Annotated in this window: 20 protein-coding genes; 6 read left to right on the top strand and 14 right to left on the bottom strand. The window is 61.0% G+C overall.

From position 1 onward, the window contains the following. Positions 1 to 12: 12 nt before the first annotated feature. From KBY02_RS10635 to KBY02_RS10645, 3 genes are all read right to left on the bottom strand, one after another. Positions 13 to 2,229, bottom strand: coding sequence for a cellulose biosynthesis cyclic di-GMP-binding regulatory protein BcsB (locus tag KBY02_RS10635; RefSeq protein ID WP_225650323.1), 2,217 nt, complete (start codon positions 2,227 to 2,229; stop codon positions 13 to 15). A gap of 167 nt (positions 2,230 to 2,396) precedes the next feature. Then, positions 2,397 to 3,647: a non-hydrolyzing UDP-N-acetylglucosamine 2-epimerase gene (gene wecB / locus KBY02_RS10640; RefSeq protein ID WP_024652341.1), complete on the bottom strand. Its 1,251-nt coding sequence runs from the start codon at positions 3,645 to 3,647 to the stop codon at positions 2,397 to 2,399. A 703-nt stretch (positions 3,648 to 4,350) separates the two neighbouring features. Then, positions 4,351 to 4,617 carry a YebG family protein gene (locus tag KBY02_RS10645; protein WP_004406827.1) on the bottom strand — a complete coding sequence of 89 codons (267 nt, stop codon included), beginning with the start codon at positions 4,615 to 4,617 and terminating at the stop codon, positions 4,351 to 4,353. A gap of 411 nt (positions 4,618 to 5,028) precedes the next feature. On the opposite strand from KBY02_RS10645, the gene KBY02_RS10650 reads away from it, so the two are divergent. Continuing rightward, on the top strand, positions 5,029 to 5,517 hold the full coding sequence (locus tag KBY02_RS10650) for a phosphate-starvation-inducible protein PsiE (protein WP_003316964.1): 489 nt from the start codon (positions 5,029 to 5,031) through the stop codon (positions 5,515 to 5,517). A 61-nt stretch (positions 5,518 to 5,578) separates the two neighbouring features. On the opposite strand, the gene KBY02_RS10655 is transcribed toward KBY02_RS10650, so the two are convergent. The 7 genes from KBY02_RS10655 to KBY02_RS10685 form a co-directional block, all read right to left on the bottom strand. Next, on the bottom strand, positions 5,579 to 5,911 hold the full coding sequence (locus KBY02_RS10655; RefSeq protein WP_011266780.1) for a YXWGXW repeat-containing protein: 333 nt from the start codon (positions 5,909 to 5,911) through the stop codon (positions 5,579 to 5,581). Between the two features lie 264 nt (positions 5,912 to 6,175). Continuing rightward, positions 6,176 to 6,508, bottom strand: coding sequence for a DUF3509 domain-containing protein (locus KBY02_RS10660; RefSeq protein ID WP_011266781.1), 333 nt, complete (start codon positions 6,506 to 6,508; stop codon positions 6,176 to 6,178). A gap of 898 nt (positions 6,509 to 7,406) precedes the next feature. Then, positions 7,407 to 7,835: an HPF/RaiA family ribosome-associated protein gene (locus KBY02_RS10665; protein ID WP_003365451.1), complete on the bottom strand. Its 429-nt coding sequence runs from the start codon at positions 7,833 to 7,835 to the stop codon at positions 7,407 to 7,409. 273 nt (positions 7,836 to 8,108) lie between these two features. Beyond that, on the bottom strand, positions 8,109 to 10,457 hold the full coding sequence (gene fecA / locus KBY02_RS10670; RefSeq protein ID WP_225650325.1) for a TonB-dependent Fe(3+) dicitrate receptor FecA: 2,349 nt from the start codon (positions 10,455 to 10,457) through the stop codon (positions 8,109 to 8,111). A 717-nt stretch (positions 10,458 to 11,174) separates the two neighbouring features. Continuing rightward, positions 11,175 to 12,152 carry a FecR domain-containing protein gene (locus KBY02_RS10675; protein ID WP_225650327.1) on the bottom strand — a complete coding sequence of 326 codons (978 nt, stop codon included), beginning with the start codon at positions 12,150 to 12,152 and terminating at the stop codon, positions 11,175 to 11,177. Next, complete coding sequence (locus tag KBY02_RS10680; RefSeq protein WP_004406806.1) at positions 12,149 to 12,652, bottom strand: sigma-70 family RNA polymerase sigma factor; 504 nt, start codon at positions 12,650 to 12,652, stop codon at positions 12,149 to 12,151. Before KBY02_RS10680 ends, KBY02_RS10675 begins: the two co-directional genes overlap by 4 nt. A 210-nt stretch (positions 12,653 to 12,862) precedes the next feature. Continuing rightward, positions 12,863 to 13,738, bottom strand: a complete 876-nt coding sequence (locus tag KBY02_RS10685) for an AraC family transcriptional regulator (protein ID WP_057457036.1) — start codon at positions 13,736 to 13,738, stop codon at positions 12,863 to 12,865. Positions 13,739 to 13,874: 136 nt separating this feature from the next. Here KBY02_RS10685 and KBY02_RS10690 point away from each other — a divergent pair, with 136 nt between their 5' ends. After that, a complete protein-coding gene (locus KBY02_RS10690; protein WP_024652086.1) occupies positions 13,875 to 14,777 on the top strand; it encodes a DMT family transporter in 903 nt (300 codons plus the stop codon). Between the two features lie 46 nt (positions 14,778 to 14,823). Here KBY02_RS10690 and KBY02_RS10695 read toward each other — a convergent pair whose 3' ends face one another. Then, the gene (locus KBY02_RS10695) at positions 14,824 to 15,798 is read right to left on the bottom strand and encodes a 2-hydroxyacid dehydrogenase (RefSeq protein ID WP_057457035.1); all 975 of its coding nucleotides are present in this window, start codon (positions 15,796 to 15,798) and stop codon (positions 14,824 to 14,826) included. Between the two features lie 87 nt (positions 15,799 to 15,885). Further along, entirely contained in the window at positions 15,886 to 16,833 is a 948-nt protein-coding gene (locus KBY02_RS10700; RefSeq protein ID WP_004406777.1) for a LysR family transcriptional regulator, read from the bottom strand. 183 nt (positions 16,834 to 17,016) lie between these two features. On the opposite strand from KBY02_RS10700, the gene KBY02_RS10705 reads away from it, so the two are divergent. Genes KBY02_RS10705 through KBY02_RS10720 form a run of 4 tightly spaced genes read left to right on the top strand, consistent with a single transcriptional unit; the run spans position 17,017 to position 21,763 of the window. Then, the gene (locus KBY02_RS10705) at positions 17,017 to 18,501 is read left to right on the top strand and encodes an efflux transporter outer membrane subunit (protein WP_116886568.1); all 1,485 of its coding nucleotides are present in this window, start codon (positions 17,017 to 17,019) and stop codon (positions 18,499 to 18,501) included. Continuing rightward, a complete protein-coding gene (locus tag KBY02_RS10710; RefSeq protein WP_011266789.1) occupies positions 18,498 to 20,687 on the top strand; it encodes an FUSC family protein in 2,190 nt (729 codons plus the stop codon). The genes KBY02_RS10705 and KBY02_RS10710 overlap by 4 nt, the downstream gene beginning before the upstream one ends. Further along, positions 20,674 to 20,877 (top strand): DUF1656 domain-containing protein, encoded by a 204-nt coding sequence (locus tag KBY02_RS10715; protein WP_225650329.1) that lies wholly within the window; start codon positions 20,674 to 20,676, stop codon positions 20,875 to 20,877. The genes KBY02_RS10710 and KBY02_RS10715 overlap by 14 nt, the downstream gene beginning before the upstream one ends. Before the next feature lie 25 nt (positions 20,878 to 20,902). Beyond that, positions 20,903 to 21,763 carry an HlyD family secretion protein gene (locus KBY02_RS10720; RefSeq protein ID WP_011266790.1) on the top strand — a complete coding sequence of 287 codons (861 nt, stop codon included), beginning with the start codon at positions 20,903 to 20,905 and terminating at the stop codon, positions 21,761 to 21,763. Between the two features lie 71 nt (positions 21,764 to 21,834). On the opposite strand, the gene KBY02_RS10725 is transcribed toward KBY02_RS10720, so the two are convergent. Both KBY02_RS10725 and KBY02_RS10730 read right to left on the bottom strand, forming a co-directional pair. Next, a complete protein-coding gene (locus KBY02_RS10725; RefSeq protein ID WP_024652089.1) occupies positions 21,835 to 22,653 on the bottom strand; it encodes an SDR family oxidoreductase in 819 nt (272 codons plus the stop codon). 15 nt (positions 22,654 to 22,668) lie between these two features. Beyond that, positions 22,669 to 23,133, bottom strand: a complete 465-nt coding sequence (locus KBY02_RS10730) for a hypothetical protein (protein WP_004406770.1) — start codon at positions 23,131 to 23,133, stop codon at positions 22,669 to 22,671. Between the last annotated feature and the right edge of the window lie 102 nt (positions 23,134 to 23,235).

Genomic DNA, 23,235 nt, shown 5'->3' on the forward strand with positions numbered 1-23,235 from the left:
TGCGGCGGCCTGTTACGAGCGATTGCGACGGGCGCTACGGCCAGCCAGCAACAGAATGAGAAAAAGTACGATGCCGGCCGGGATCAGCCACAGCAGCGATGGTTTGCGCCAGGCCTCGATGCCGGTGCTTTCCTCCTCCTCGATCATCTGGCTGCCGGTCGGGTCCTTGGCGTCGAAGGTGGCGATCGGGCCGCTGTCAGCCAGCAGCGCGGCGTTGCCACGTTCCAGCAGTAGCGGACGTTCGAACACCGGAGCCTGACCGCCCAGCGAGCGATAGACCATGCCGTGCTGGCCGCCGGCTTCGATCACTTGCAACGAAGCCAGGTGGTTGAGCGACTTGAGGTCGAGCAGCGTCTGCTCTTTATGGTTGATCAGCAGATGCCCGTCGTTGCTGGCCTTGACCGACTCGGCGCCGTCCTTGACGGGCAGTTCGAAGGCCAGGAACGCCTTGGCAGGTGTCACGGCTACGCTGGCGTCATCGCTGACGCTGAGCTGTGCGCGCAGCGGCGAGACGCCGGAGGCGCTGGCGATGCGGATGACTTGCGGCAGGCTGCTGGCCGGGCGCTCGAGGTAGCCCTTGGGCACCATGATCTGCGTGTCGGTGGCGAAGCGTGCCGCCATGCCGGAGAAGTTTTCGTCAGGCGTGACCTTGTCCAGCACGATGTGGCTGGTCGGCAGTACCGAGATCGGGAACGCCTGCGGCGTCTCCAGGCACTGGTTGCTGACCGGCTGACGCTGGAAAGACACGCGCAGGACGTTCTGCGCCGCCAGTGCGTATTGCGGAATGCGGGCTTCGATGCGCTCTTTCTTGCCATCGGGAGTCAGTTGCATTGCACCGATCAGGTAATCGTTGAGGAACAACGTGGCAACCGGCGGGGTACCCGATGCACCGGGGGCGGCAGCGATATCGATCATCGCAGTCACCGGTACGCGACCGTCATAGGCAACGCTGCCCAGCGGGAACGAGGCGCTCCAGTCGGTTTTTGCCAGCACGTCCACCGTGCCGGGCTTGCCGCCCAGACGGGTCAGTGCGACACGACCGTCTTCGCTCAGAGGCATGGCGGCTTCTTCGCCAATGGTCAGCTGGCGATTGCGCGCCAGTTTATTCCACGCCGAGCTGAACAGGCCGATGGCTTTGTTGGCCGACTCCGGCTTGATCATCAGCAGCGCGCGATTGCCCAGCAGGGCCAGACTCACGTCATCCCCGGCGCTGTTGGCAAGCGGCTTCTTGATGTGACGCTCGCGCCACTGGGCCAGTGCACTGGCCGCCGAAGCATCCAGACCCTGCACCTGCGCCTGGAGAGCGTCCATGGCGCCGTCGATAGCCTTGAGCAACTGCGGATCGCTGATCGCCAGGTCGGCCTGCAACGCAGGTGTCTGGCCGAGCATCAGCAATGCACCGATTTCCGCCGGGTCGCGCAGGGTGTACTGGCCCTTGCCTTCGAGCCCTGCAAACGCCGGAATCTGCTTGAGTTCCGCCGGAATAGTCAGGTCGCTCAGGTCTACGCTGTCCTGCACCGCAGGGAACGGCAGGATGCGTGCCTGCTTGCCGATGCGCTCCAGCGCTACGCCCAGACGCCAGGCGGCATCGTAGCTGGCGTTCGACAATGTGCCGGGTGCGACCAGCAGGCCGGGTTTGCCGGGCAGTGCGTTCCATACCGCGCCGACGTCCTGCAACTGGCTGGCGTCATAGCTGTAAGTGAGGCGCGTGTGCGGATCGATGCGCAACACGTTGCCGATCGCGCGTTCATCCTCGCAGAGCGCTTTCGAGATCACCGACGACCAGGCAATCCCCAACCGTACCGAACCGCTTTCCCGCGCTGCCTTGTCGACGCCCAGCGTCGCACTGGCGTTGCCCTGTTCTTCATTGAGGCCCAGCGCACGTACCGGATAACCGTCCAGCGACAGCAGCAGCGTGTTGCGGCCGGCCTCGCCGTTCAGGTAGCTGGCATCGAAATTCAGCGTGGCCTCGGTCAACGGCACATTGGCAGGCACCGGCAGATACAGCTCGCGGCGGGCATCGGAGGCATTGAGGATGATCGGGCGATCGATACCCAGCTCCCTCAACTCGATCACGCGCTCCTGGCGATTGTCGGCAGTGATTCGGTTGATCGCCTGGGTCAGCGGGCTTTCGGCAGCCAGGGCGAATGCAGGCATCAGCGCCAGCAGGCTCATCCCGCAGGCAAGTACGCCAAACGCGCCCATGTTTACGGCAACGGAAGATTTCATCGTGCAGATCTCGGTAAAGGCTCAAGGCCATTGGGTCTTGATACAGGCTGCCGGTCTGCTACAACGTTTTTCGGGCACTCGGTCTGAACCGGGTGCCCGTATCGTTTGCGGACTGCTTCCTGCGGATTTTTTTGGGGTTCGTTTGCGCTACCTGCGCGTCCTTTTGGCTAACTGGCCATCGAGCGCAACTCTGCATGTTCCTGCTGGGGCTTGATTCGTGTATCCAGGTGTCTGTCCACCGGGTCCTGGCGCTGACGCGGCAGCTCGGCGACAAACTCATCCACCGGACGGCCCATCAGGGCATCGACGATCCGTGAACTGGCTTTGCCGTCGCCATAGGGGTTGGCTGCACGGGAGGCGTTCTGCCACAGCGCATCATCGTCAAACAGGGCGTTCACACCGCGAATGATGGCGTCCGTCTCGGTGCCCACCAGGCGCACAGTGCCTGCCGCGACCGCTTCCGGGCGCTCGGTGACATCGCGCATGACCAATACCGGTTTGCCCAGCGACGGCGCTTCTTCCTGCACGCCACCGGAATCGGTGAGGATGACGTGAGCGCGTTGCATCAGGCGCACGAACGACAGGTAGTCCAGCGGCTTGATCAGGTGCACGTTGGGCAGATCGCCCAGGTGCTCGGTCACCGGCCCAAGTACATTGGGATTCAGGTGCACCGGGTAAACGATCTGTATGTCGTCGCGTCTGGCCAGTTCGCCCAGCGCCTTGCAGATGTTCAGGAAGCCGTCGCCGAAGTTCTCGCGACGATGACCGGTGACCACCAACACCCGGCGCTCGGGCACCAGGAACGAAAACTGGCGATCAAGTGCATGGCGCAGCTGGCGATTGCTGTCGATTCGCTGTGCCGTCAGGTGCAGGGCGTCGATCACGGTGTTGCCGGTCACGAACGAGATACCCTGCAGGCGCTCGCCCAGCACGTTGCGGCGCGACTCGGCGGTGGGGGCGAACAGGTGATCGGAAATCAGATCGATGCAACGACGGTTCATCTCTTCAGGCCATGGCTGACGGATGTCACCGGTACGCAGACCTGCTTCGACGTGGCCGATGGGGATCCGGCGATGAAAGGCCGACATGGCCGCCACCATTGCTGATGTGGTGTCGCCGTGAACCAGCACCCTGTCCGGTTTCATCTCGTCCAGAATCGGGTCGATCGCCGCGTAAAGCGCAGCGGTCAGCGAGTTCAGCGTCTGATCCGGGCGCATCACATCAAGGCTGTAGTCGGCTTTGAGCTCGAACATGTCCAGCACCTGTTGCAGCATGCTTTGATGCTGCCCGGTAATGCAGATTCTTGAGTCGATACCCGGCTCTGCAGCCAGTGCTCTGACCAGAGGAGCCATTTTGATGGCCTCCGGACGAGTACCGAAAATGGAAAGGACCTTCATTCTGGGGTGCAGACCAGCCATTATTTCCTCCCGCGCCCTGAGCGCGTCGCACGGCAGCAAAAACCAGACTGAGAGCAGCGTGGTCAGCTTGCGAGTTGATGAGTTTCTCGGGCGGAAAGATCGGAGTTTGTGGCTCGATGTTCACTTCAGTGTGAATGTAGCAATATGCCTTGTTACCCGGAGTTGTCGGGATTATTAACAGAACAAGGTAATAAAGCAAAACGTTTATTAAGTATTTTTCAAAGTAACAATGGCCAGGAACTTTGGAATTTCACCACGGTCAGTACAGGGTTAAATTTTTTGAGAAATAGCGTTTTGGCCAATGAATACGGGGGTTTCATGGGGTTTTTGCAACACTTTTCCAGCTGTTTTGAATGCCGGATTTCCAGCGGTAGTTATGGATGATGGCAAAAAGTTTCAACAAAGGCAGTCGCGCTGGGGCGTGCGTCACTACAGCAGAATCCTGACGCCTGTTTAATGACAGGAAGAGAGAAGGGGTTCACAAAAATGACGCTGATATAATGACGGTCGGGAACTTTGATTAGGTATCGAGTTTGACACGCTGACGGGCAGGCGGGAGGTTAGGAGTTGGCTTAGATACTGTTCAAGTTGTGCGGTATATACAGTATTGAGTTGTAGCAGCAATACGGGTGATTGCCCAGCCATTAAATGAGAATGATTGGCGACCCCCTCGCAATGAGGGGAGTCGCAGCCCACAACGGAATCAGTCTTTCGCCTCGGCCGGCTCCGACAGTTCGCTGAGTGCGCTCGCGTTGTTCTTGAACGCCGCTGCGAACACGGCGCGATTCTTGGCCATGTAAATGCTCGCGTCCTCTGCATGCTTCTCCGAGATCCCCGGCACGTTCTTGATCAGGACGTCGGTGAGAAGCTCGGCCAGCTCGAGCATTTGGTCGTGCGCATCGGCGAGTTTACGGTCCACGAAAGTAGTCTCCAGATCGCGGGTACTGCGGTAAAGGGTTTCAACAGCCATTTTGGCCTCGTCGTCTTATCCAGTATTGAAAGGGCTAGACCCGGACGTTCAGCGCTTTGTGCTCTGACCAGCGGGTATGCAAAGCATTGATCGTGCATGACCAGCGCGCCGGTCAGGTGTAGCGGGGCACTGCGTGAAGGCCTTTAGGGAAACTGGCCTGCGACGCAACAGCGAAAGCGATTTCTCGATTACTGTGTTTTTATACAGTAAAAGCCATGTGCCAATCAAGCCCCGCCTGAATAGTGGCGTTTACGCATCTTTTTTGCGTTGCAAATGTGCCTTGCGACAACCCGCCGCGCTCTCAACCATAGCCTATGGCCCTGTTCCTGCTTTAAAAAGCAGGCCACAACAGTGTCACGCGTACACGGCATCATCCGGTCGGCATAAACGAAGGTTCAGAGGTAGCGCTTCATGGGAAACAAATGGGCAGTAAAGATAAGACACCGCGTGCATGCGCAGGCCGAGTCGCTGGGCAACCTGTGTGTGGAGAGCTTCCACTTTCTCGCCCTGTTCGCGATCGGCGCGATCACTGCATGGGCGTCAGTGGTTGCATTTCTGGGGATGGTCGAGAAAGGCAACGTCACGGTCGATGACATCCTGCTGCTGTTCATCTATCTCGAGCTGGGGGCGATGACCGGGATTTATTTCAAGACCAACCACATGCCCGTGCGCTTCCTCATCTACGTGGCGATCACTGCACTGACGCGGCTGCTGATTTCCGACGTGTCCCACCACAACCCGCCGGACATCGGCATCATCTACCTGTGTGGCGGCATTCTGTTGCTGGCGTTTGCGATTCTGGTGGTGCGCTATGCGTCTTACAAATACCCTTCAGCGAAGATTCCCGACTCGTCCAGCACCGTCAAAGGCGCGGTGACGGAAGAGAAGGGCGAAATCTGATCTAGGCAATGGCGGCATCTGTGCAAGATGCCGCCAGCACGCTGCTTATAGAAGAAGGCAATCAGTTCAGCCAGACCCCGGCACGCCAGTGCCAGCCATCACCAGCGCTTTCCCAGTGCGGATGCACATAGTGATAGCCGGGTCGCTCGGCTTCCCAGTGGCCATGCACCGGCACGAAACGCTGGCCGTTCCAGTGCCAGTAACCGCGTGCCCATACATAGCCTGGGCGAGGGGCCGGTTCCACCTCGACGACGCGTTCGGGTGGCGGTTGCGGCGCGATCACTTCTTCGACGTATTCATGATGGACGTGCGGTCGTTCATGGACTACACGCTCCTCGACACAGCCTGACGCGATCGCAAGTGATGCGATCAATACCCCATAACGTAAATACATGTTGCCTCCTCGGAATAACCCGCAGGTGCAGTGGCGCTGAACTCAGTGCCCAGTCGCTCGAATGTTTCTGCGCAAGGATTGTTGTAGCAGGATGTATCTGTACTTTTGCTGAAGAAGAGGGAGGGGGGAATGATAGCTAAAGGCCGGTTTTACGGGGGGAGGAGGTCATTCAAGCCGTCTGGAGACGATGGCGTGGCATCAACATATTCTGGCTCTGTGCAGCGCCATTAACGGCGCTGCACAGAGGGGAAGGGCAGGTGTCCATCAAGCTCCGGCATTCACCGTTGCCTGACTCTGCGGCCATGGACCATTGGCCGGGGCAGGTGTCTTTTTCAGGGTCGCGCCGTCGGTCAACGCCGCAAGGATCTTGATCGCGCTGTCGCCACGTTCGATGGCGATGCCAAATTGCACGCTTTCTATCAGCTTGCGCAGGCGTTGTGGGTCATTGCGTTGGGCGGCGCTGATCAAGCGCTTGGCAACGACGCCGCATTCGTTGGACAAGGTCAGCATGATGCTGCCGTCCAGCCCTTGAATGCTCAGATTCACCCGATAGTCGGGGTGAAACGTGTCCGTGATCATTTGAAAAGGATTGTCCATATCATTCACCTGCTCAATGGTCTGCATAAGTTGACCGGGTCGTAGTCCTTTTGGTTCTCGACGACTGATCAGCGGTTGCGTTACTCCTGCGCCTGCTGCTGACCGTTTTGCTGTCGTCTTTCGCGTTGATGACAGGTTCGTTTAAGACGCTTTAACGCACTCTCGACATGAGTCCGCGCCAGGAAGTGGCCGTCCTGATGGCCTGCCTCGTGGTGCGTAGTACAGGGCTTTGCATGGTTCGGGCCATATTGCCGGGGCGATACGCTAAAAGCTGCCGAGCGGGAGTGCTGCGCAGCCGCTTTCTGGCTTGCTTTGCGGCAAGACAAGCCAGTCAGTCCGGTTGAAAAAAGCGCTCTCCAAAACGTGCCGGGGGTGCGTCCCGGACATGATCTGGTTGTCTCGCGAATGACGTTTTGCAGGGTTTTTTCGAGTGATTGTCTGACACTCGGACAACCGATTCTTGACGCCAGAGATTCGTAACGACGGGGTCGAAACCGTCCTCGCGTGCTGTTCAGGTTCCGGTGTTGAGCGCGGTGCTGCGGAACGGCGAGATGCATATTGAGCGCTTGTGGGCATGCATGGCTGACCAGCACACTCACAGAGGTGAGCGGCGTGCTTTTTTTGCTCGCCGATGGCTTTGCGGTGCCGCTCGACGGGCGCCTGGTGCGGCGTGTTAAATTCGATGGACGGCAACCGGCGATCGAAACGGCTGCAAGGCGAGCGGTGGATCAGGGTGGCCAAAGCTGTGCAGCGACCTTTTGTGGTGCGCACCGATTGGGGCATACAGACGTGTGTCGGCCACGCTGTCGGTGTGCACTGCGCTTGCCGGCCTATGGCGAACAAAAAGGGCGAACCGTTGCCGGTTCGCCCTTTTTTTGCAAAACGTGTCAGTGGAACATCAGGTCAGACGAGCGGCTTCTTTCTCCTGCTCTTTTTCCAGAAATTCTTCTTCGAGCAGCGCGTCCGGGCTGACCGGATCTTCATCCTGTTCGGCGATGGTCGGTGCGGCGCCTCGTTTGCCGCGCAGTTTGCCAAACAGATGCTCGAGGGCGTGATCGAGTTTTACAGCAGCGCCATCCACAGCCTGATCTACCGTATCGGCCTTGTGGGAAACAGAAATGGGTTGGTGTCCTTTGGGGCGAGCTTCCATCTGGCACTTGATGTCGTGTGGGCCAGGCTTGTCGCCGTTTTCATCGCGGATGTGGACTTCCACGCGGGTCAGGTTTTCATCGTAGTGTTCGAGCGTGCTTTCAACGGTGGTACGAACCCACTCCTCCAGTCGGATACTGCTTTCGATGTGATTATCGCTATTGACCTGGATTTGCATAGTTAATCCTTATTAGGGCTTGCTCGTGCGAGGCTGGACTGCATGATTCCTGTCGGAATCGTTTTCGTTTGCGCTCATTCACAGTGTTGGCGGCAATCGCCTGACAATTCAACCCCAATGTGTAAGAAATATTTCGCAGCAAAAAATTGCTTCCCTGGCGCGAGGTTACGAATCAGCAGCGGACGCAGAGCGTCCAGAACGGCATTCCCACGCGGATAGTGAGGAACGAGAGGTGTCCGGAAGAACACTGCTCTCGCGCTCTGGCGTCCGAAACTAGAACGCGACCGACGTCTGTACGTACACCGTGCGTGGTTCGCCGACGTATTTGCCGCGGTTGTTGTCGTCGAACGAGCGGGTGTAGTACTGGCGGTTGAAGATGTTCTTCATCCCGACCGCAACGTTGAGGTCAGACAGTTGCGGGCCGAAATCGTAGTTGGCGCGGGTGCTGAACAGCATGTACCCAGGGATCTTGCCGGTGCTGCCATCGGCGCTTTCAGTCGAGGTATTGGCGTTGTCGGCAAACTGGTCGCTCTGGAAGGAGCTGTCGAAATTGAGCTTCCACGGCCCTTCGGTGTAGCTGACGCCCATGGTTCCCTTGTGCTTTGACGAGAACGGCACGCGATTGCCCTTGTTCGGGCCGTCTTCGCGAATCGTGGCGTCGACGAAGGCGTAGGTCGCGTAGACATCGTAGCCGGCCAGCACCGGGCTCAGGCCCTCCAGCGCATAGTTGACGCTGGTCTCGATGCCCTGATGGCGAGTCTCGCCGCGTGCGATCACCGTGTCATTGGTCTGGTTGCTGTCGTACTGGTTGTCGAAATTGATCAGGAACGCGCCGATCTCGGCCCGCAGGTTGCCGTTGTCGTAGCGTGTGCCCAGTTCCCAGGTGCGGGCTTTTTCCGGTTTGACTTCATCGCCGGTGACGCGGTTGGGCATCTGGCTGTACTGCACACTGCCGAACGAGCCTTCGGTGTTGGCGTACAGGTTCCAGGTGTCGGTCAGGTGGTAAAGCACGTTCAACGCGGGCAGTGCGGTGCTGTAGTCGCCCTGGTAGCGGGCGTTGGTCAGGTTGTTGTTCTGCGCAGTGTCGATCATCTCGTAGCGAATGCCCGGCGTGATGGTCCACTTGCCGATATCGATGCGGTCGTCGATGTAGAACGCATGCGCTTCGGTCGCGCCGCGTGTGTCGCGGTCGTTGCGACTGGCGGTGGTTGGCAGCTCGCCCGTCACCGGTTCGCGATAGCGCAACTCATGACCGGCCTCGTTGACGTAGCGGTAGCCAACGCCGACTTCATGCCAGGTTTCGCCCAGCGCAAAGCCTTGCGAGAAGCGTGTTTCCAGGCCGCGCACCCAGTATTCGCGGGGCGACAGGGAAACGAAGCTGCCCTGATCCAGATAGCCGCTGCGCAAGGTCTTGGTGAAGAACGTGTTGGCGGTGAAGACGCGCGCGTCCTGCTCATAGCGATAGCCGAAATTGAACATGGTGCGACGGCCCCAGAACTTGTCCTTCAGGCGTGTCGACTGGTACGGGTCGGCATCGTAGTCCGCGACGCTGAGGCCTCCAGGCATCTGTGCTTCGCCATCGTAGTACTGCGCCATGGCGTTGAGGCTGTTGGCGTCGTCGATCTGGTATTTGCCCTTGAGAATCAGGTCGTCGATTTCGGTGTCGCTGTGCTCGCGCCAGTCGCCGCCGCGCACGCCGGAATACAGAATCGCGCCGCCCAGGCCGTTGTCCGCAGTGCCGCCGGCCAGCAGGTTGCCGGTGGTCTTGAAGCCGTCATGGCTGGACGACGGGCTGGTCTCGGTTTGTATGCCGCCCTTGAGCGTCGGGGCGTCGGGGATCGCGCGGGTCACGAAGTTGACGATGCCACCCACGTTCTGCGGACCGTAACGCACTGCACCACCGCCACGCACCACATCGACTGCGTCCATGTTGCCCATGCTGATCGGCGCAAACGACAGTTGCGGCTGGCCATAGGGCGCGAACGGCACCGGGATACCGTCCATCAGCACGGTAGAGCGCGACGCCAGGCGTGGATTGAGGCCGCGAATGCCGAAGTTCAGCGCCATGTCATGGCTGCCGGTGCCGTTGTTGTCCGGCGCGTTGACGCCCGGAATGCGATTGAGCACTTCACGCGCCGATGTCGCACCGACCCGCTCGAATTCCTCACGACGAATCACGTCACGCGCGCCCGGATGCTCGAAAACGTTGGTTTGCTGCGCAGCGCCCAGCCAGTCACCGACCACCGTGGAGACACCCAGCTCGATCGGCGCGCCAGCGGTATTGGCCGGTTGCAGGGTGAAGCCGTTATTCCCATCGGCCATGGCCTGCAGGCCGGTGCCTTCGAGCAAGGCATTCAGGCCCTGTTCGGGCGTGTACTGACCTTCCAGGCCACGGCTTTTCAGGCCGCTGGTGATCTGCGAACCATATGAAATCAGCACGCCAGACGCACGACCGAACTGGTTCAGCGCCGCTTCAAGCTCGCTCGGCGCAATGTGATACACCTTGGGTGCGACCTCGGCGGCCTGCGCCATCGACAGGCTGCCGACCGAGAGGCTGGCGCCGAAAATGACATGGCGCAATGTACGCACCAGCGGCGAAAGTTGGGTAGGGCGGGCTGACATGCAGGAGTCCTTTGACCGGAAGGTTGAGAGAGGCTTTCCCTGTCTGTCACGCGAGGATCGAAAAACAGCTCACGCTTTTTGAAAAATTTTAGCCGGCCAGCGCAAATCCACCTGACATCCCCAAACCGCTGTGTGACGCAGAGCGTCACGAACGGCATTCCCACGCTGGAGCGTGGGGACGATAGTCAAAATCGCGTTCACTACCATCGAAATGCTTTTCGACCACGATGGCACTGACGACGCAGAGTGCGACGTAAGTGACGGCTGAGTCCTGGCGCTGATCCGGGGGTAGCCTGGCAGGACGCCAGGCTAGCCGCACCGTGCCATGGATGGCGCGTTGCGGCGACCCCCGGATCAGTGACAGGGCGAAGGAACCCGACGAAGTCGGGCCGGAAACGGAGCTAAGGACTTTGCTCACTTTGGTCCCTCAAAGTGAGTCGCCGAGGGGCGAAAAGGTGACCTGAGCCGACCCCCAATCTACCTGACAAAGAAAAACCGCCGTGTGACGCAGAGCGTCACGAACTGCATTCCCACGCGGAGCATGGGAACGATAGTCATCGCTGACGCCACAGAACCGCCGTGTGACGCAGAGCGTCACGAACTGCATTCCCACGCGGAGCATGGGAACGATAGTCATCAATGACGCCACAGAATCGCTGTGTGACGCAGAGCGTCACGAACGGCATTACCGCGCTGAGTGGAAACGAGCAATCACGATCAAACCCGCGCCTGCACGTTCACCCAATACCGCGTGAAGCGCTGCACGCGTACCGGGAGGGCGAGTTCGAGCATGTCGAGGATGCGCTCGCTGTCGGCCAGCGGGTAGCTGCCGGAAATCAGCAGCCCTGCAACCCTCGCATCGCAATTCAGACGACCGCGGCGGTAGCGACTCAACTCTGCAAGAAAATCCGCCAGCCTCATGCGCGACGCCACCAGCATCCCGTCCGCCCAGGCGCCACTGCCTGCGTCCAGCGGACGAACCTTGTCCCAGGCATCACGGCTGAACGTCACCTGCTGGCTGGCGCGCAGCATCAAGCCCGCTCCGCTCTTGCCGGCAGGGGCTATTTCAAGGGCCCCGGCAAACACGGCCAATTGCGTACGCCCATTCAGCTGACGCAGGTTGAAACGACTGGCGCCTGTCGACGCCCTGACCGTGCCTTCCGCGCTCAACAGGTTCAGCGGGCGCGTGTCCGCCGAGGCCGTCATGAGGATTTCGCCCTGCAGCAGTTCGATCAGGCGCTGCTGCGCATCAAAACGTACATCCACCGCGCTGGCAGTATTCAACTGCACCTGACTGCCGTCGCTCAACGCCACCTTGCGCTGTTCGCCCACGCCGCTGTCGTAATCGGCCAGCAAGGGTTGCCGGGCGATCTGCTCGCGCAGGCTCCAGCCCGCTGCCGAGCCTGCGCCGAGCAGCAATAGTAGTTTGAGCGCATGCCGACGGTTGGCGGACTTCGGCGCATTGAGTGCCGCATGCGCCAGCGGCGAGGACAGTCCACTCAGGCGCTGGTTGACCCGCTGCATGTGCGCCCATGCCCGTTGATGCTCGGCGTTGCCATTGAGCCACAGCTGCCAGGCGTGCTGACGGCGGGCATCCAGCGTGCCTTCCTGCATTTCCAGCAGCCAGCCAACGGCCTGCTGTGCCACGGCAGGCGAGATGTCGGATTTGTTCAAAGACTCGTTGTTCGGATTCATAGGGCGAAATAGCAGCGCAGGGCGGCCTTGTGCAGATGACGCTTGACCGTGGCGATGGAAATACCCAGTTCGGCAGCGATCCGGCCATGGCTCAAGCCGTCGACCTGCGACAGCAGAAACGCCCGCTTGACCAGTGCTGGCAGGCCGTCCAGCAGTTGATCGAGTTCGACCAGGGTTTCGAGAATGATCGCCCGCTCTTCTTCCGAAGGCGCCACGCGCTCCGGCAGTTCGGCCAGTGCCTGATAGTAGGCATGCTCCAGGTCCTGACGCCGGTAGTGATTGCACAGCACACGCTTGGCAATCGTCGTCAGAAAGGCTCGCGGCTCGACGATTTGCGCTGTATCGCGTGCGCCCAGCACCTTGATAAAGGTGTCCTGCGCCAGGTCCGCCGCGCTGTGCGGGCAGCCGAGCCTGCGCCGCAACCAGGTCGTCAGCCAGGCGTTGTGAGCCCTGTACAGGCCTTCGACAGTGTGATTGAGAGCGGAGTGGGCGACGGGCATCACGGGGAAACAATCCACGGGGACTCATTGGTGGCGTGGATTCTGGCAGACTCTTTTGCGTATGAGAATATTTATCATTAATATTGCGGTTCATTTTTCCCGCCCGGGATCGAAAAAACGCACGGCAAAAGCCAGAACCAGTGTCGTAATGCGTGGTGAGAGCAACTGCGGCTGGGTGGCGGTTGATGAGCATGGGCAGCGGTGAGTCAGCTATTGGCCTAAAGCCGTTCTGTACTCACCTGGTGTCGCCCCAGTGGCCTGACGAAAACGGTTGCTGAAATGGCTGGCGCTGGCGAACCCGCAAGCCAGCGCGATTTCGCCCAGTGGCTTGCCGGTACTGCGCAGCAATTGGCGCGCCTGCTCGATGCGCCGCGCCAGCAGGTACTGGTGCGGCGGCAACCCGAAGCTTTCGCGAAACATGCGTGCGAAGTGGTATTCCGACAGCGCGCACAGGCCGGCCAGTTGGCCAACGCTCAGCGGGTCGGCGAGATGCATTTCGATGAAGTCCACCAGATGTCGGCGCAGATGCGGCGCCAGGCCGCCTTTCAAGCGCAGCCCGTCGCGCAGGCCTGCCTGATTGAGCAGCGCATGGCTGACCATCTCGTGCGCCAGGCTGCTGGTCAGCAGGCGCTCGCCGGGTTCTGCCCAGTTCAGGCGAATCAGCTGCCGGAAGCGTGCCGCCTGTATGGGGTCTTCCAGAAAGGTGTTTTCCCGCAGCTGCATCTCGCGCGGCTCGCGATCCAGCAGGGTGACGCAGCCCAGCGCAAACTGTTCCGGGCTGAAATACAGATGCGCCAGACGGATCTCGCCGTTCACCACCCAGGCGGACTCATGACCGGCAGGCAAGATGCACAGCTTGCCCGGCGCGCCTTTCTGGTCGGGTCTTCCGCGGCGAAAGGTCCCGGTACCGTCCTCGATATAGCACGACAGGGTATGGTGGGTCGGTGCGTGATATTCCTGCGAGTCGTGCCGATTGTTCCACAACGCCGCCACCAGCCCGTCGCCCAGCGGCGCGCTCTGCTCCAGATTGGCATTGGGTGAACTGTTCAGGGCCTGAAAGACCTGGATGGATTCAATGGCGGACATGACGATTCCTCTAGGATTTGTATCCTACTCGCTGGTGACGCCGCTGCCAGTAGCGCTTGAATCAAATGCGCAAGATTGTGCAAGCGATGGCAGGCCGGCACGCCGCAGACTGATGGCTCATCAAGGAGCCTGCACCATGAACCTCTCGCTTTATCTGCTGACCGTGCTGATCTGGGGCACCACCTGGATCGCCCTGAAACTTCAACTCGGCGATGTCGCGATTCCGGTATCGATCGTCTATCGCTTCGCATTGGCGGCCTTGGTGCTGTTCGCGTTTTTACTGCTGAGCAAGCGGCTGCAACCAGTCAATCGTCGTGGCCAGTTGATCTGTCTGGCGCAGGGCGTGTGCCTGTTCTGCGTCAACTTCATGTGCTTCTACACGGCCAGCCAGTGGATACCCAGCGGCCTGATCGCGGTGGTGTTCTCGACCTCGACGCTGTGGAATGCGCTGAACGCACGGGTGTTCTTTCGCCAGAAAATCGCTGGCAACGTCATGGCCGGTGGCGCGATGGGCCTGCTTGGGTTGGCGTGTCTGTTCTGGCCCGAACTGTCCGGGCACAGCGCCAGCCGCGAGACCCTGATCGGGCTGGGCTTGGCCCTGCTGGGCACGCTGTGCTTCTCGGCGGGCAACATGCTGTCGAGCCTGCAGCAGAAAGCCGGTCTGCGTCCGCTGACCACCAATGCGTGGGGCATGCTCTACGGTGCGACGATACTGGGCATGTATTGCCTGCTGAGTGGCACGCCGTTCACCTTTGAATGGAACACGCGCTACGTAGGCTCACTGCTGTTCCTGGTGATCCCCGGCTCGGTGATTGCATTCACTGCCTACCTGACCCTGGTAGGACGCATGGGCCCGGAACGCGCGGCTTACTGCACCGTGTTGTTCCCGATTGTGGCGCTGAACATCTCGACGTGGGTCGAAGGCTACCAGTGGACGCTGGCGGCCCTGCTGGGGCTGGGGCTGGTGATGGTCGGCAACGTGCTGGTGTTCAGGAAGGTCAGACCGGTTGCCGTCGTGGTCGGCGGCAAACTGGCCTGAGTCGGTGGTGATCGTGCATTGCCTGCAGATCGGCAGAGGCGTGGCCTCAGCCTTTCCACACCTGCGGGTTGACCAGATCCTGCGGTCGTTCACCGAGCAGCGCACTGCGCAGGTTGCCGTAGGCGCGGTCGGCCATGGCCTGGCGGGTTTCGGTGGTGGCTGAGCCGACGTGCGGCAGGGTCACCGCGTTCTTGAGCTGGAACAGCGGCGATTCGCTCAGCGGCTCTTTTTCGTAGACGTCCAGACCGGCACCGCGAATGGTGCCGTTCTGCAGCGCTTCGATCAGGGCGGGTTCATCGACGATCGGGCCGCGGGCGATGTTGACCAGGATGGCACCGGGCTTCATCAGGCTCAGCTCGCGGCGGCCGATCAAGTGCTTGGTCTTTTCGCTCAGCGGTACCACCAGGCAGACGAAATCCGCTTCGGCCAGCAACTGGTCCAGGCTGCGAAATTGTGCGCCCAGTTCCTGTTCGAGTTGGGTCTTGCGGCTGTTGCCGGCGTACAGAATCGGCATGTTGAAGCCCAGACGCCCGCGGCGGGCAATGGCTGCGCCGATGTTGCCCATGCCGACGATACCCAGCGTCTTGCCATGCACATCGGTGCCGAAGTGCGGCGGTTCGATGCTGCGCGTCCACTGTCCGGCCTTGGTATAGGCGTCCAGTTCGGCGACTCGGCGGGCGCTGCTCATGATCAGCGAGAAGCCCAGGTCGGCGGTGCTTTCGGTCAGTACATCCGGCGTGTTGGTCAGCAGAATGCCGCGCTCGCTCAGGTAGTCGACGTCGTAGTTGTCGTAGCCCACCGAGATGCTGGACACCACCTCCAGCCTGGTGGCGCTCTGCAGTTGTTCGCGACCCAGCTTGCGGCCTGCGCCTATAAGTCCGTGGGATTCAGGCAAGGCTTCTGCAAACTGCGCGTTGATATCACCCTGCTTGGGGTTGGGCACGATCACGTTGAAATCTTGCGCCAGGCGCTCGGCCATTTCAGGAGAAACACGGCTGAAGGCGAGTACGGTTTTTTTCATTGGGCAGTCACTCTCGAGCGGTTGAATGAGTAGCACGCTAACATTCCTCCCCGCTCTTTGGCAGCCGCTTTTTGCAGTTGTACGATGTCAGTACGAGGACTTGAGCGCCTGCACATGCAGATCGGCTTCGTCGGCTGCGAGAATTTCCGGCAACGAACCGCGCAGGTATTCAACCCAGGTTCTGATCTTTGCATCCAGATACTGGCGGGACGGGTAGATGGCGTACAGGTTCAGCTCTTGCGAGCGGTAATCGGACAACACGCGCACCAGGGTGCCGTTGCGCAGCCCCTCGATCGCCGAGTAGATCGGCAGGATGCCGACCCCCATGCCGCTGGAAATCGCGGTTTTCATCGCATCCGCAGAATTGACCAGCAGCGGCGAGCTGTTGATGGTGACCATCTCCTGACCTTCCGGGCCATCGAACAGCCATTTGTCCAGCGGGAACACCGGGCTCACCAGACGCAGGCATGCATGATTCAGCAGGTCGGCAGGCTTGTGGGCCATGCCGAAGGTTTTCACGTACTCGGGGGACGCGCACACGATGCTGTAGGTAATGCCCAGGCGCTGAGACACAAAGCCCGAGTCGGCCAGTTCGCTGGCGAGCACGATCGACACGTCATAGCCTTCTTCCAGCAAGTCCGGCACGCGGTGGGTCATGGTCAGGTCGAACGCCACGTCCGGGTGGTTGCGCCGGTAACGGGCAATGGCGTCGATCACATAATGCTGGCCGACGCCCGGCATCGAATGCATCTTGAGCTGCCCGGCCGGGCGGGCATGAGCGTCGCTGGCTTCGGCCTCGGCTTCTTCCACCGAGGCGAGAATCTGCTCGCAGCGCAACAGATAACGCTTGCCTGCTTCGGTGAGGGCAATGCGCCGGGTGGTGCGATTGAGCAGGCGCGTCTGTAAATGCGCTTCAAGGTTGGAGACCGCACGCGAGACGTTGGCGGTGGTGGTATCCAGCACGGCGGCGGCAGCAGTGAAGCTGCCCGCTTGCGCCACGCAGCTGAAGGCACGCATGTTTTGCAGGGTGTCCATGGGTACTTCTCTGAGTAGATGGCAAATTGTGACATGAAGTAACGGATGCATATATCCAGACCAAAGGATTATCGCCGTTTCAGTAACAAAGATTCACAAATCTCCCTGCTTATCGCCGCATCGAGCGCCGCCTAGAATCGCCGCCATTCAAGGTGTGTCACCTTCGTTCGGGAACTTGCAGCTGTGCCGCGTCGCATCATCAGAGGGCTCTGGCCCGTCGGTATTCTGGCTTTTACGCTGGTCATCAGCGGCTGTATCGGAACACATGGAATCAAATCGCAGGGCAGTCTCCTGCACGCTGACAGCCTGGTCACCGATCAGGCGATTCAGAGCGCTGCCCTCGACGCCCATTGGCCCGCAGCGCAATGGTGGCGTGCCTACGGCGACGCGCAACTGGACCGCTGGGTCGAGATCGCGACGCTGGGCAGCCCGAGTCTGGCACTTGCCGCGGCTCGGGTGCGCCAGGCAAGGGCGATGGCGCAGGTCGCCGAGTCCGCCGAGTCCGTGCAACTGCAGGGCAACGCCAGCCTGATGCGTCACGACTGGCCCGAGGATCAGTTTTATGGTCCCGGAGCGCTGGCCGATACTCGCACCTGGGACAACAATGCGTCGCTGGGCTTGAGCTACGCGCTGGACCTGTGGGGACGTGAACGCAACGCCAGCGAGCAGGCCGTTGATCTGGCGCATGTGAGTGCTGCCGAGCAGCGTCAGGCGCAGCTCGAATTGCAGGAAAACGTGGTCCGCGCCTATATCCAGCTGTCCCTCGACTACGCCCGACTGGATATCGCCGAAGCGGCCCTGGCCCAGCAGCAACAGATACTCGACCTGGCGCAGCGCCGCCTCAAGGGCGGGATCGGTACGCACTTCGACGTCAGTCAGGCCGAAACCCCGCTGCCTGAGGCGCATCGGCAGATCGACGCGCTGCAAGAGGCCATTGCCCTGAGTCGCAACCAGTTGGCCGCGCTGGCAGGCAAGGGGCCGGGGCAGGGCGCGGCCTTGCAGCGGCCTGCGCTGTCGTTGCACACCGCACTGACATTGCCCTCGGCACTGCCTGCCGAACTGCTGGGTCAGCGACCTGACGTGGTGGCTGCGCGCTGGCAGGTGGCGGCGCAGGCACGCGGTATCGACGTTGCACATGCCGGCTTTTATCCCAATGTCGATCTGGTCGGCAGCCTGAGTTACATGGCCACGGGCGGCGGCGCGCTGGAGTTTCTGACCGGCAGCAAGCTGGGCTACAAGGTCGGGCCGGCCATCAGCCTGCCGATCTTCGACGCTGGACGCTTGCGGGCGGAGCTGGGGCGGGCGTCGGCTGCTTATGATCAGGCCGTGGCGCATTACAACCAGACGCTGGTGATGGCGCTGAAAAGTGTCTCCGACCAGTTGATTCGGCGTGCCTCGATGGACAAGCAGCAGGCGCTCGCCGCTGAATCGGTGGCGTCGGCACAAAAGACCTATGACATTGCCCTGATCGCCTGGCAGCGCGGCCTGACCGATTACCTGAACGTGCTCAATGCGCGCACGCAACTGTTCCGCCAGCAACAGGTTCAGCAACAGGTCGAGGCTGCGCGACTGGAAGCCTACGCCGGGCTGGTGGTGGCGCTGGGCGGTGACGGGGATGGCAATGGTCATTCCGCACACACCGCCGCCGAGTCCGGGGGCGGGCAATGATCGCCGCTCTGCAACGCATCACCGACCTGGCGTGGCGTCGCGAGTTGCACAGTTGGGCGCGCAGTGACGGGGTGACCTGGGTTTACATCTTCAAGGTGCTGCTCGCCGCGTTTCTCACCTACTGGCTGGCACTGCGCCTGGAACTGCCGCAACCGCACACGGCGATGATCACTGTGTTCATCGTCATGCAGCCGCAGAGCGGACAAGTGTTCGCCAAGAGTTTTTATCGCCTGTTGGGGACGCTGGCCGGATCGGCGATGATGGTGCTGTTGATGGCCCTGTTTGCGCAGAATCCGCTGCCGTTTCTCGGCAGTCTCGCGCTCTGGGTCGGCCTGTGTTCGGCCGGCGCGGCGCGCTATCGCAACTTTCGCGCTTATGGCTTTGTGCTGGCCGGGTACACGGCAGCCATGGTCGGGCTGCCTGCGCTGGCGCATCCGGAAGGTTCGTTCATGTCGGCGGTGTGGCGGGTACTGGAAATCACCCTGGGGATCCTGTGTTCCACGGCCATCAGCGCCGCGGTGCTGCCGCAGAGTTCCAGCGCTGCGATGCGCAATGCGCTGTATCTGCGCTTCGGCGGGTTCGCGCGCTTCGTGGTCAACGGCCTGCGCGGCGACATTTCACGCGCTGAATTCGAAACTGGCAACGTACGCTTTGTGGCCGAAGCCATCGGCCTGGAAGGGCTGCGCAGCGTCACGGTATTCGAAGACCCGCACATGCGTCGCCGCAACGGTCGACTCAACCGCTTGAACAGCGAATTCATGACCGTCACCACGCGCTTCAATGCCCTGCACCAATTGCTCGAGCGTCTGCGTCTCGAACAGGCCGATCAGGTGTTGACGCATATCGATCCCGGCCTTGAACACCTTGCAGAGCTGCTCGACGGATTCGCCGACCGCGCCTTGACCAACGATGACGCGGCGCTGCTGGTCACGCGTCTGGAGTCGTACAGGGCGCAGTTTCCCGAGCAGGTCAGAAGCCTGCGCGCCGAACTGGAGCGCACCCTGCCGAGCGACGCCGAACGACTGGATTTTCACACCTCGTTCGAGCTGCTGTACCGGCTGCTCAGCGAGTTGCTCGACTACGCACGAACCCACGCATCGCTGGCCGACCACAGCCATGAGCGTGAACAGTGGAAGGGCTCGTTCGTAGCGCGTACCCACTGGATGACCGCGCTGGCAGCCGGCGCCCGGGCGACCTGCGTGGTCGGGCTGATGAGTCTGTATTGGGTGCTGACGGCGTGGCCCAGCGGCGCGAGCATGGTCCTGGCCTCGGCGGCCACCGTTGCGCTGTCGTCGACCACCCACAACCCCAGGCGCATGTCGCTGCAGATGGCCGGCGGTACATTGCTCGGCGCGCTGTCGGGCTTTCTCGAAACGTTTTTTCTGTTCCCGCACATCGACGGTTTTCCGCTGCTGTGCCTGCTGTTGACCCCGGTGTTTGTGCTCGGCGCGTACCTGGGCTCACGTCCACAGTGGACGGGATACGGCCTGGGGTTGCTGATTTTTTTCAGCCTGGGCTCGGTGCCGGACAACCTGACGGTCTACGACCCCTACACCTTCATCAACAATTACATCGCGATGGTCATCGGCATGCTGATCTGTGCCGCTGCCGGGGCAATTATCCTGCCGCCCAACAGCCGCTGGATGTGGCGGCGCCTGGAGCAGGCCTTGCGCAATCAGGTGGTGTTTGCGATCAGCGCGCCGCTCAAGCGTCTGGGCTCAAGCTTCGAAAGCCAGACTCGCGACCTGATGCATCAGGCGTACGGCCTGGCGATCGGCAAACCGCTGGTACAGCGCGAGCTGTTGCGCTGGATGTTCGTGGTGCTGGAAATCGGCCACGCCATTATCGAGCTGCGCCATGAACAGGCGATTCTGCCAATTCACCCTGCCTACGCCGAGTACCAGCCCTGGCGCATCGCGCTGCGAGTCATGGGGCGCGCCTTGGTGCGCCTGTTCATCCAGCCTGACGCGATCAATCTGCAGCGCTGTCTGCTGGCCGTCGATCAGGCCATCAAACGGGTGCAGGAGGCCGATGAACCCTTCGCCTCGCATTTCGATACGTCGGTGCTGCGCCGGGTAAAAAGCTACCTGCACTTTATCCGCACGTCGCTGCTGGACCCGCAATCGCCGCTGGCCGCTTACAGCGTTGCGCGAACCGCTTCAGGAGTCGTCCATGCCGCCGCGTGAAATAGCCTTCCACGGCCTGTACATGCCGACCCTCACGCTGATCTTTCTGCTGGCCGTGGTTCTGGCATGGGCGCTGGATCGACTGCTGGCCGGTTATGACCTGTATCGGCATTTCTGGCACCCGGCCCTGCTGCGTCTGAGTCTGTTTATCTGCATCTTCGGCGCGTTGGCGCTGCCCCTTTATCGTTGACGCCTGAGTCGGGAAAAATCTCTGGATGAAAAAGTTCTTCAGTCTGTTTGCCACGTTGCTGGTGCTGGCAATCGCGCTCTGGATCGGTCGCGCGTTATGGGTCGACTACATGGATACGCCCTGGACCCGCGATGGTCGGGTACGCGCCGACATCATCAACGTGGCTGCCGATGTGTCCGGCACCGTGGTCGATGTCCCGGTGCATGATAACCAGTGGGTGAAACGTGGCGATCTGCTGATGCAGATCGACCCGGAGCATTACCGGATCGCCGTGAAGCAGGCGCAGGCGTTGCTGGCTTCACGCAAGGCGACCTGGGAGATGCGCAAACTGAATGCCAGGCGGCGTGCCGATATGGATGAGCTGGTCATCTCGGCAGAAAATCGTGACGACGCGAGCAACGTTGCCACCTCGGCCCTGGCCGATTACCAGTTGGCCCAGGCGCAACTGGAGGCGGCCGAACTCAACCTGTCCCGCACGCGGGTACTGGCGGCGGTGGACGGTTACGTCACCAACCTCAATGTGCATCGTGGTGACTATGCGCGCATCGGCGAAGCGAAGATGGCCGTGGTCGACATGAACTCGTTCTGGGTCTACGGCTTCTTCGAGGAAACCAAGTTGCCGCACCTGAAAGTGGGCGACCCTGCGGATCTGCAACTGATGAGCGGCGAGGTGCTCAAGGGCCATGTCGAAAGCATCGCCCGCGGCATCTACGACCGTGACAACCCGCAAAGCCGAGAACTGATCGCCGACGTGAACCCGACCTTCAACTGGGTGCGCCTGGCCCAGCGCGTGCCGGTGCGTATCCACCTCGATCAAGTACCGCAGGATGTGTTGCTGGCGGCGGGGATGACCTGCACGGTGATTGTCAGGCCGGTAGACGGCTGATACTTGAGGACGCAGAGCGTCCAGAACGGCATGCCAACGCGGAGCATTGGCACGATAGTGACAAGGCTCGGCTACAGATCAGCGTTCAGCCCAAAGCGTTTTCTCAGGCCCATATCCAGCAGCCCTTTGGGCAGCAACCACGCCATCAGCGGCAGTAGGCGTGAGCCGTTGCCCAGGCGCAGCAGGCGCGGCGGATGGGTGTGTTGCACGGCCTTGAGCAGGTCGCGAGCGAATTCCGTGGCGGGAGTAGGATTGTCCAGAGAAGCCCTGGCGCGTGTACGAATGCCTTCGCGAATCGGCCACCACGGCGATTGTTCGCTGATCAACTGCTCGGCTTCGTGGCTGGCGTTCTGTGCAAAGCTCGACGCGATCGCGCCGGGCTGAACCTCCATCACCTGTACGCCGAACGGCGCCAGTTCCAGACGCAGTGCATCACTGAGCGCATGCACCGCCGCCTTGGAGGCGCAATAAGCCCCCGCGAACGGCGTGACCAGCACGCCGGATACGCTGCCGATGTTCACCACCAGACCCTTGTTGCGGCGCAGTGCCGGAAACAACGCCCGGGTCACCCCCACCACGGAAAATACATTGGTTTCGAACTGCCGCTGCAAGGCCTGCACACCGCCGTCGAGCAGGGGACCCATCGCGCCATAGCCCGCGTTGTTGATCAACACATCCAGGCCGCTGTGCGCCAGACCGGCGGCCAGTTGCTCCAGCGCCAGGCTGTCGTTGACGTCCAGTTGTACGGCGATGAAACCGGCTGCACTGAGTGCCGCGACATCGTCGGCTTTGCGCGCAGTGGCCCAGACTTCATAGCCGGTGGCCTTGAACGCGTCGGCCAGAGCACGGCCGATTCCGCTGGAACAGCCTGTAATCAAAGCGATGGGCATGGGAGATCCTTGTGGTCAGTCCGAGAAACTGCCTTGTAGATGTTCTGCGCGAAATTCCAGGGTTTGCGGGCGGTACCCGTTACGCAGTGCCGGCACCGGCACGCAATCCTGCCACGTGCCATTGGCCTGAAGTTCACCGGGGCCGCGATAGCGTGCGGACGCGTAGGTGTTGTCGGTCAGATTCACCGAATCCCCGGGCGCATAGGCCGCGATACGCCAACGCAGTTCCTGCAGGGTGACCTGATTGGTATTGGTGATGCTGACCTGCAACGGACGATCTGCCGGGCAGCCTTGCGGATCGTAACTCAGGCGGATATCCAGACGCTCAAGCTGGCGTGTTTCCCGACTGTCCTGCCAGATGACGATGGCCGCCACCGCGCCGAGCGCGACCGCGGCAGCCAGCGAGACGGGCAGGGCCTTCGCCGGATAACGGAGCAGAAGGATCAGCCAGGTGAGGATTAACAGGATGCCGATCAACATGCGGCGGGTCTCCAGCAAGATGCAATGTCAGAGATACTACAGACATTGGGCAGGCGTTGACCAATGGGCAAGGCATCGGCGCGGAGAGCGCTGCAGTCTGCC

The sequence above is a fragment of the Pseudomonas sp. P129 genome, from assembly GCF_020312195.1.
In the GTDB taxonomy this organism is placed as follows: domain Bacteria; phylum Pseudomonadota; class Gammaproteobacteria; order Pseudomonadales; family Pseudomonadaceae; genus Aquipseudomonas; species Aquipseudomonas fragariae.

Coding starts and splice junctions, on each gene's coding strand:
- KBY02_RS10665 (WP_003365451.1), bottom strand. CDS start 7,835: ATGCAAATCCAGGTCAATAGCGATAATCACATCGAAAGCAGTATCCGA.
- KBY02_RS10720 (WP_011266790.1), top strand. CDS start 20,903: ATGAAAAAGTTCTTCAGTCTGTTTGCCACGTTGCTGGTGCTGGCAATC.
- KBY02_RS10725 (WP_024652089.1), bottom strand. CDS start 22,653: ATGCCCATCGCTTTGATTACAGGCTGTTCCAGCGGAATCGGCCGTGCT.
- KBY02_RS10675 (WP_225650327.1), bottom strand. CDS start 12,152: ATGAATCCGAACAACGAGTCTTTGAACAAATCCGACATCTCGCCTGCC.
- KBY02_RS10660 (WP_011266781.1), bottom strand. CDS start 6,508: ATGGACAATCCTTTTCAAATGATCACGGACACGTTTCACCCCGACTAT.
- KBY02_RS10700 (WP_004406777.1), bottom strand. CDS start 16,833: ATGGACACCCTGCAAAACATGCGTGCCTTCAGCTGCGTGGCGCAAGCG.
- KBY02_RS10655 (WP_011266780.1), bottom strand. CDS start 5,911: ATGTATTTACGTTATGGGGTATTGATCGCATCACTTGCGATCGCGTCA.
- KBY02_RS10685 (WP_057457036.1), bottom strand. CDS start 13,738: ATGTCCGCCATTGAATCCATCCAGGTCTTTCAGGCCCTGAACAGTTCA.
- KBY02_RS10680 (WP_004406806.1), bottom strand. CDS start 12,652: ATGCCCGTCGCCCACTCCGCTCTCAATCACACTGTCGAAGGCCTGTAC.
- fecA (WP_225650325.1), bottom strand. CDS start 10,457: ATGTCAGCCCGCCCTACCCAACTTTCGCCGCTGGTGCGTACATTGCGC.
- KBY02_RS10645 (WP_004406827.1), bottom strand. CDS start 4,617: ATGGCTGTTGAAACCCTTTACCGCAGTACCCGCGATCTGGAGACTACT.
- KBY02_RS10690 (WP_024652086.1), top strand. CDS start 13,875: ATGAACCTCTCGCTTTATCTGCTGACCGTGCTGATCTGGGGCACCACC.
- KBY02_RS10710 (WP_011266789.1), top strand. CDS start 18,498: ATGATCGCCGCTCTGCAACGCATCACCGACCTGGCGTGGCGTCGCGAG.
- KBY02_RS10730 (WP_004406770.1), bottom strand. CDS start 23,133: ATGTTGATCGGCATCCTGTTAATCCTCACCTGGCTGATCCTTCTGCTC.
- KBY02_RS10635 (WP_225650323.1), bottom strand. CDS start 2,229: ATGAAATCTTCCGTTGCCGTAAACATGGGCGCGTTTGGCGTACTTGCC.
- KBY02_RS10650 (WP_003316964.1), top strand. CDS start 5,029: ATGGGAAACAAATGGGCAGTAAAGATAAGACACCGCGTGCATGCGCAG.
- wecB (WP_024652341.1), bottom strand. CDS start 3,647: ATGGCTGGTCTGCACCCCAGAATGAAGGTCCTTTCCATTTTCGGTACT.
- KBY02_RS10695 (WP_057457035.1), bottom strand. CDS start 15,798: ATGAAAAAAACCGTACTCGCCTTCAGCCGTGTTTCTCCTGAAATGGCC.
- KBY02_RS10715 (WP_225650329.1), top strand. CDS start 20,674: ATGCCGCCGCGTGAAATAGCCTTCCACGGCCTGTACATGCCGACCCTC.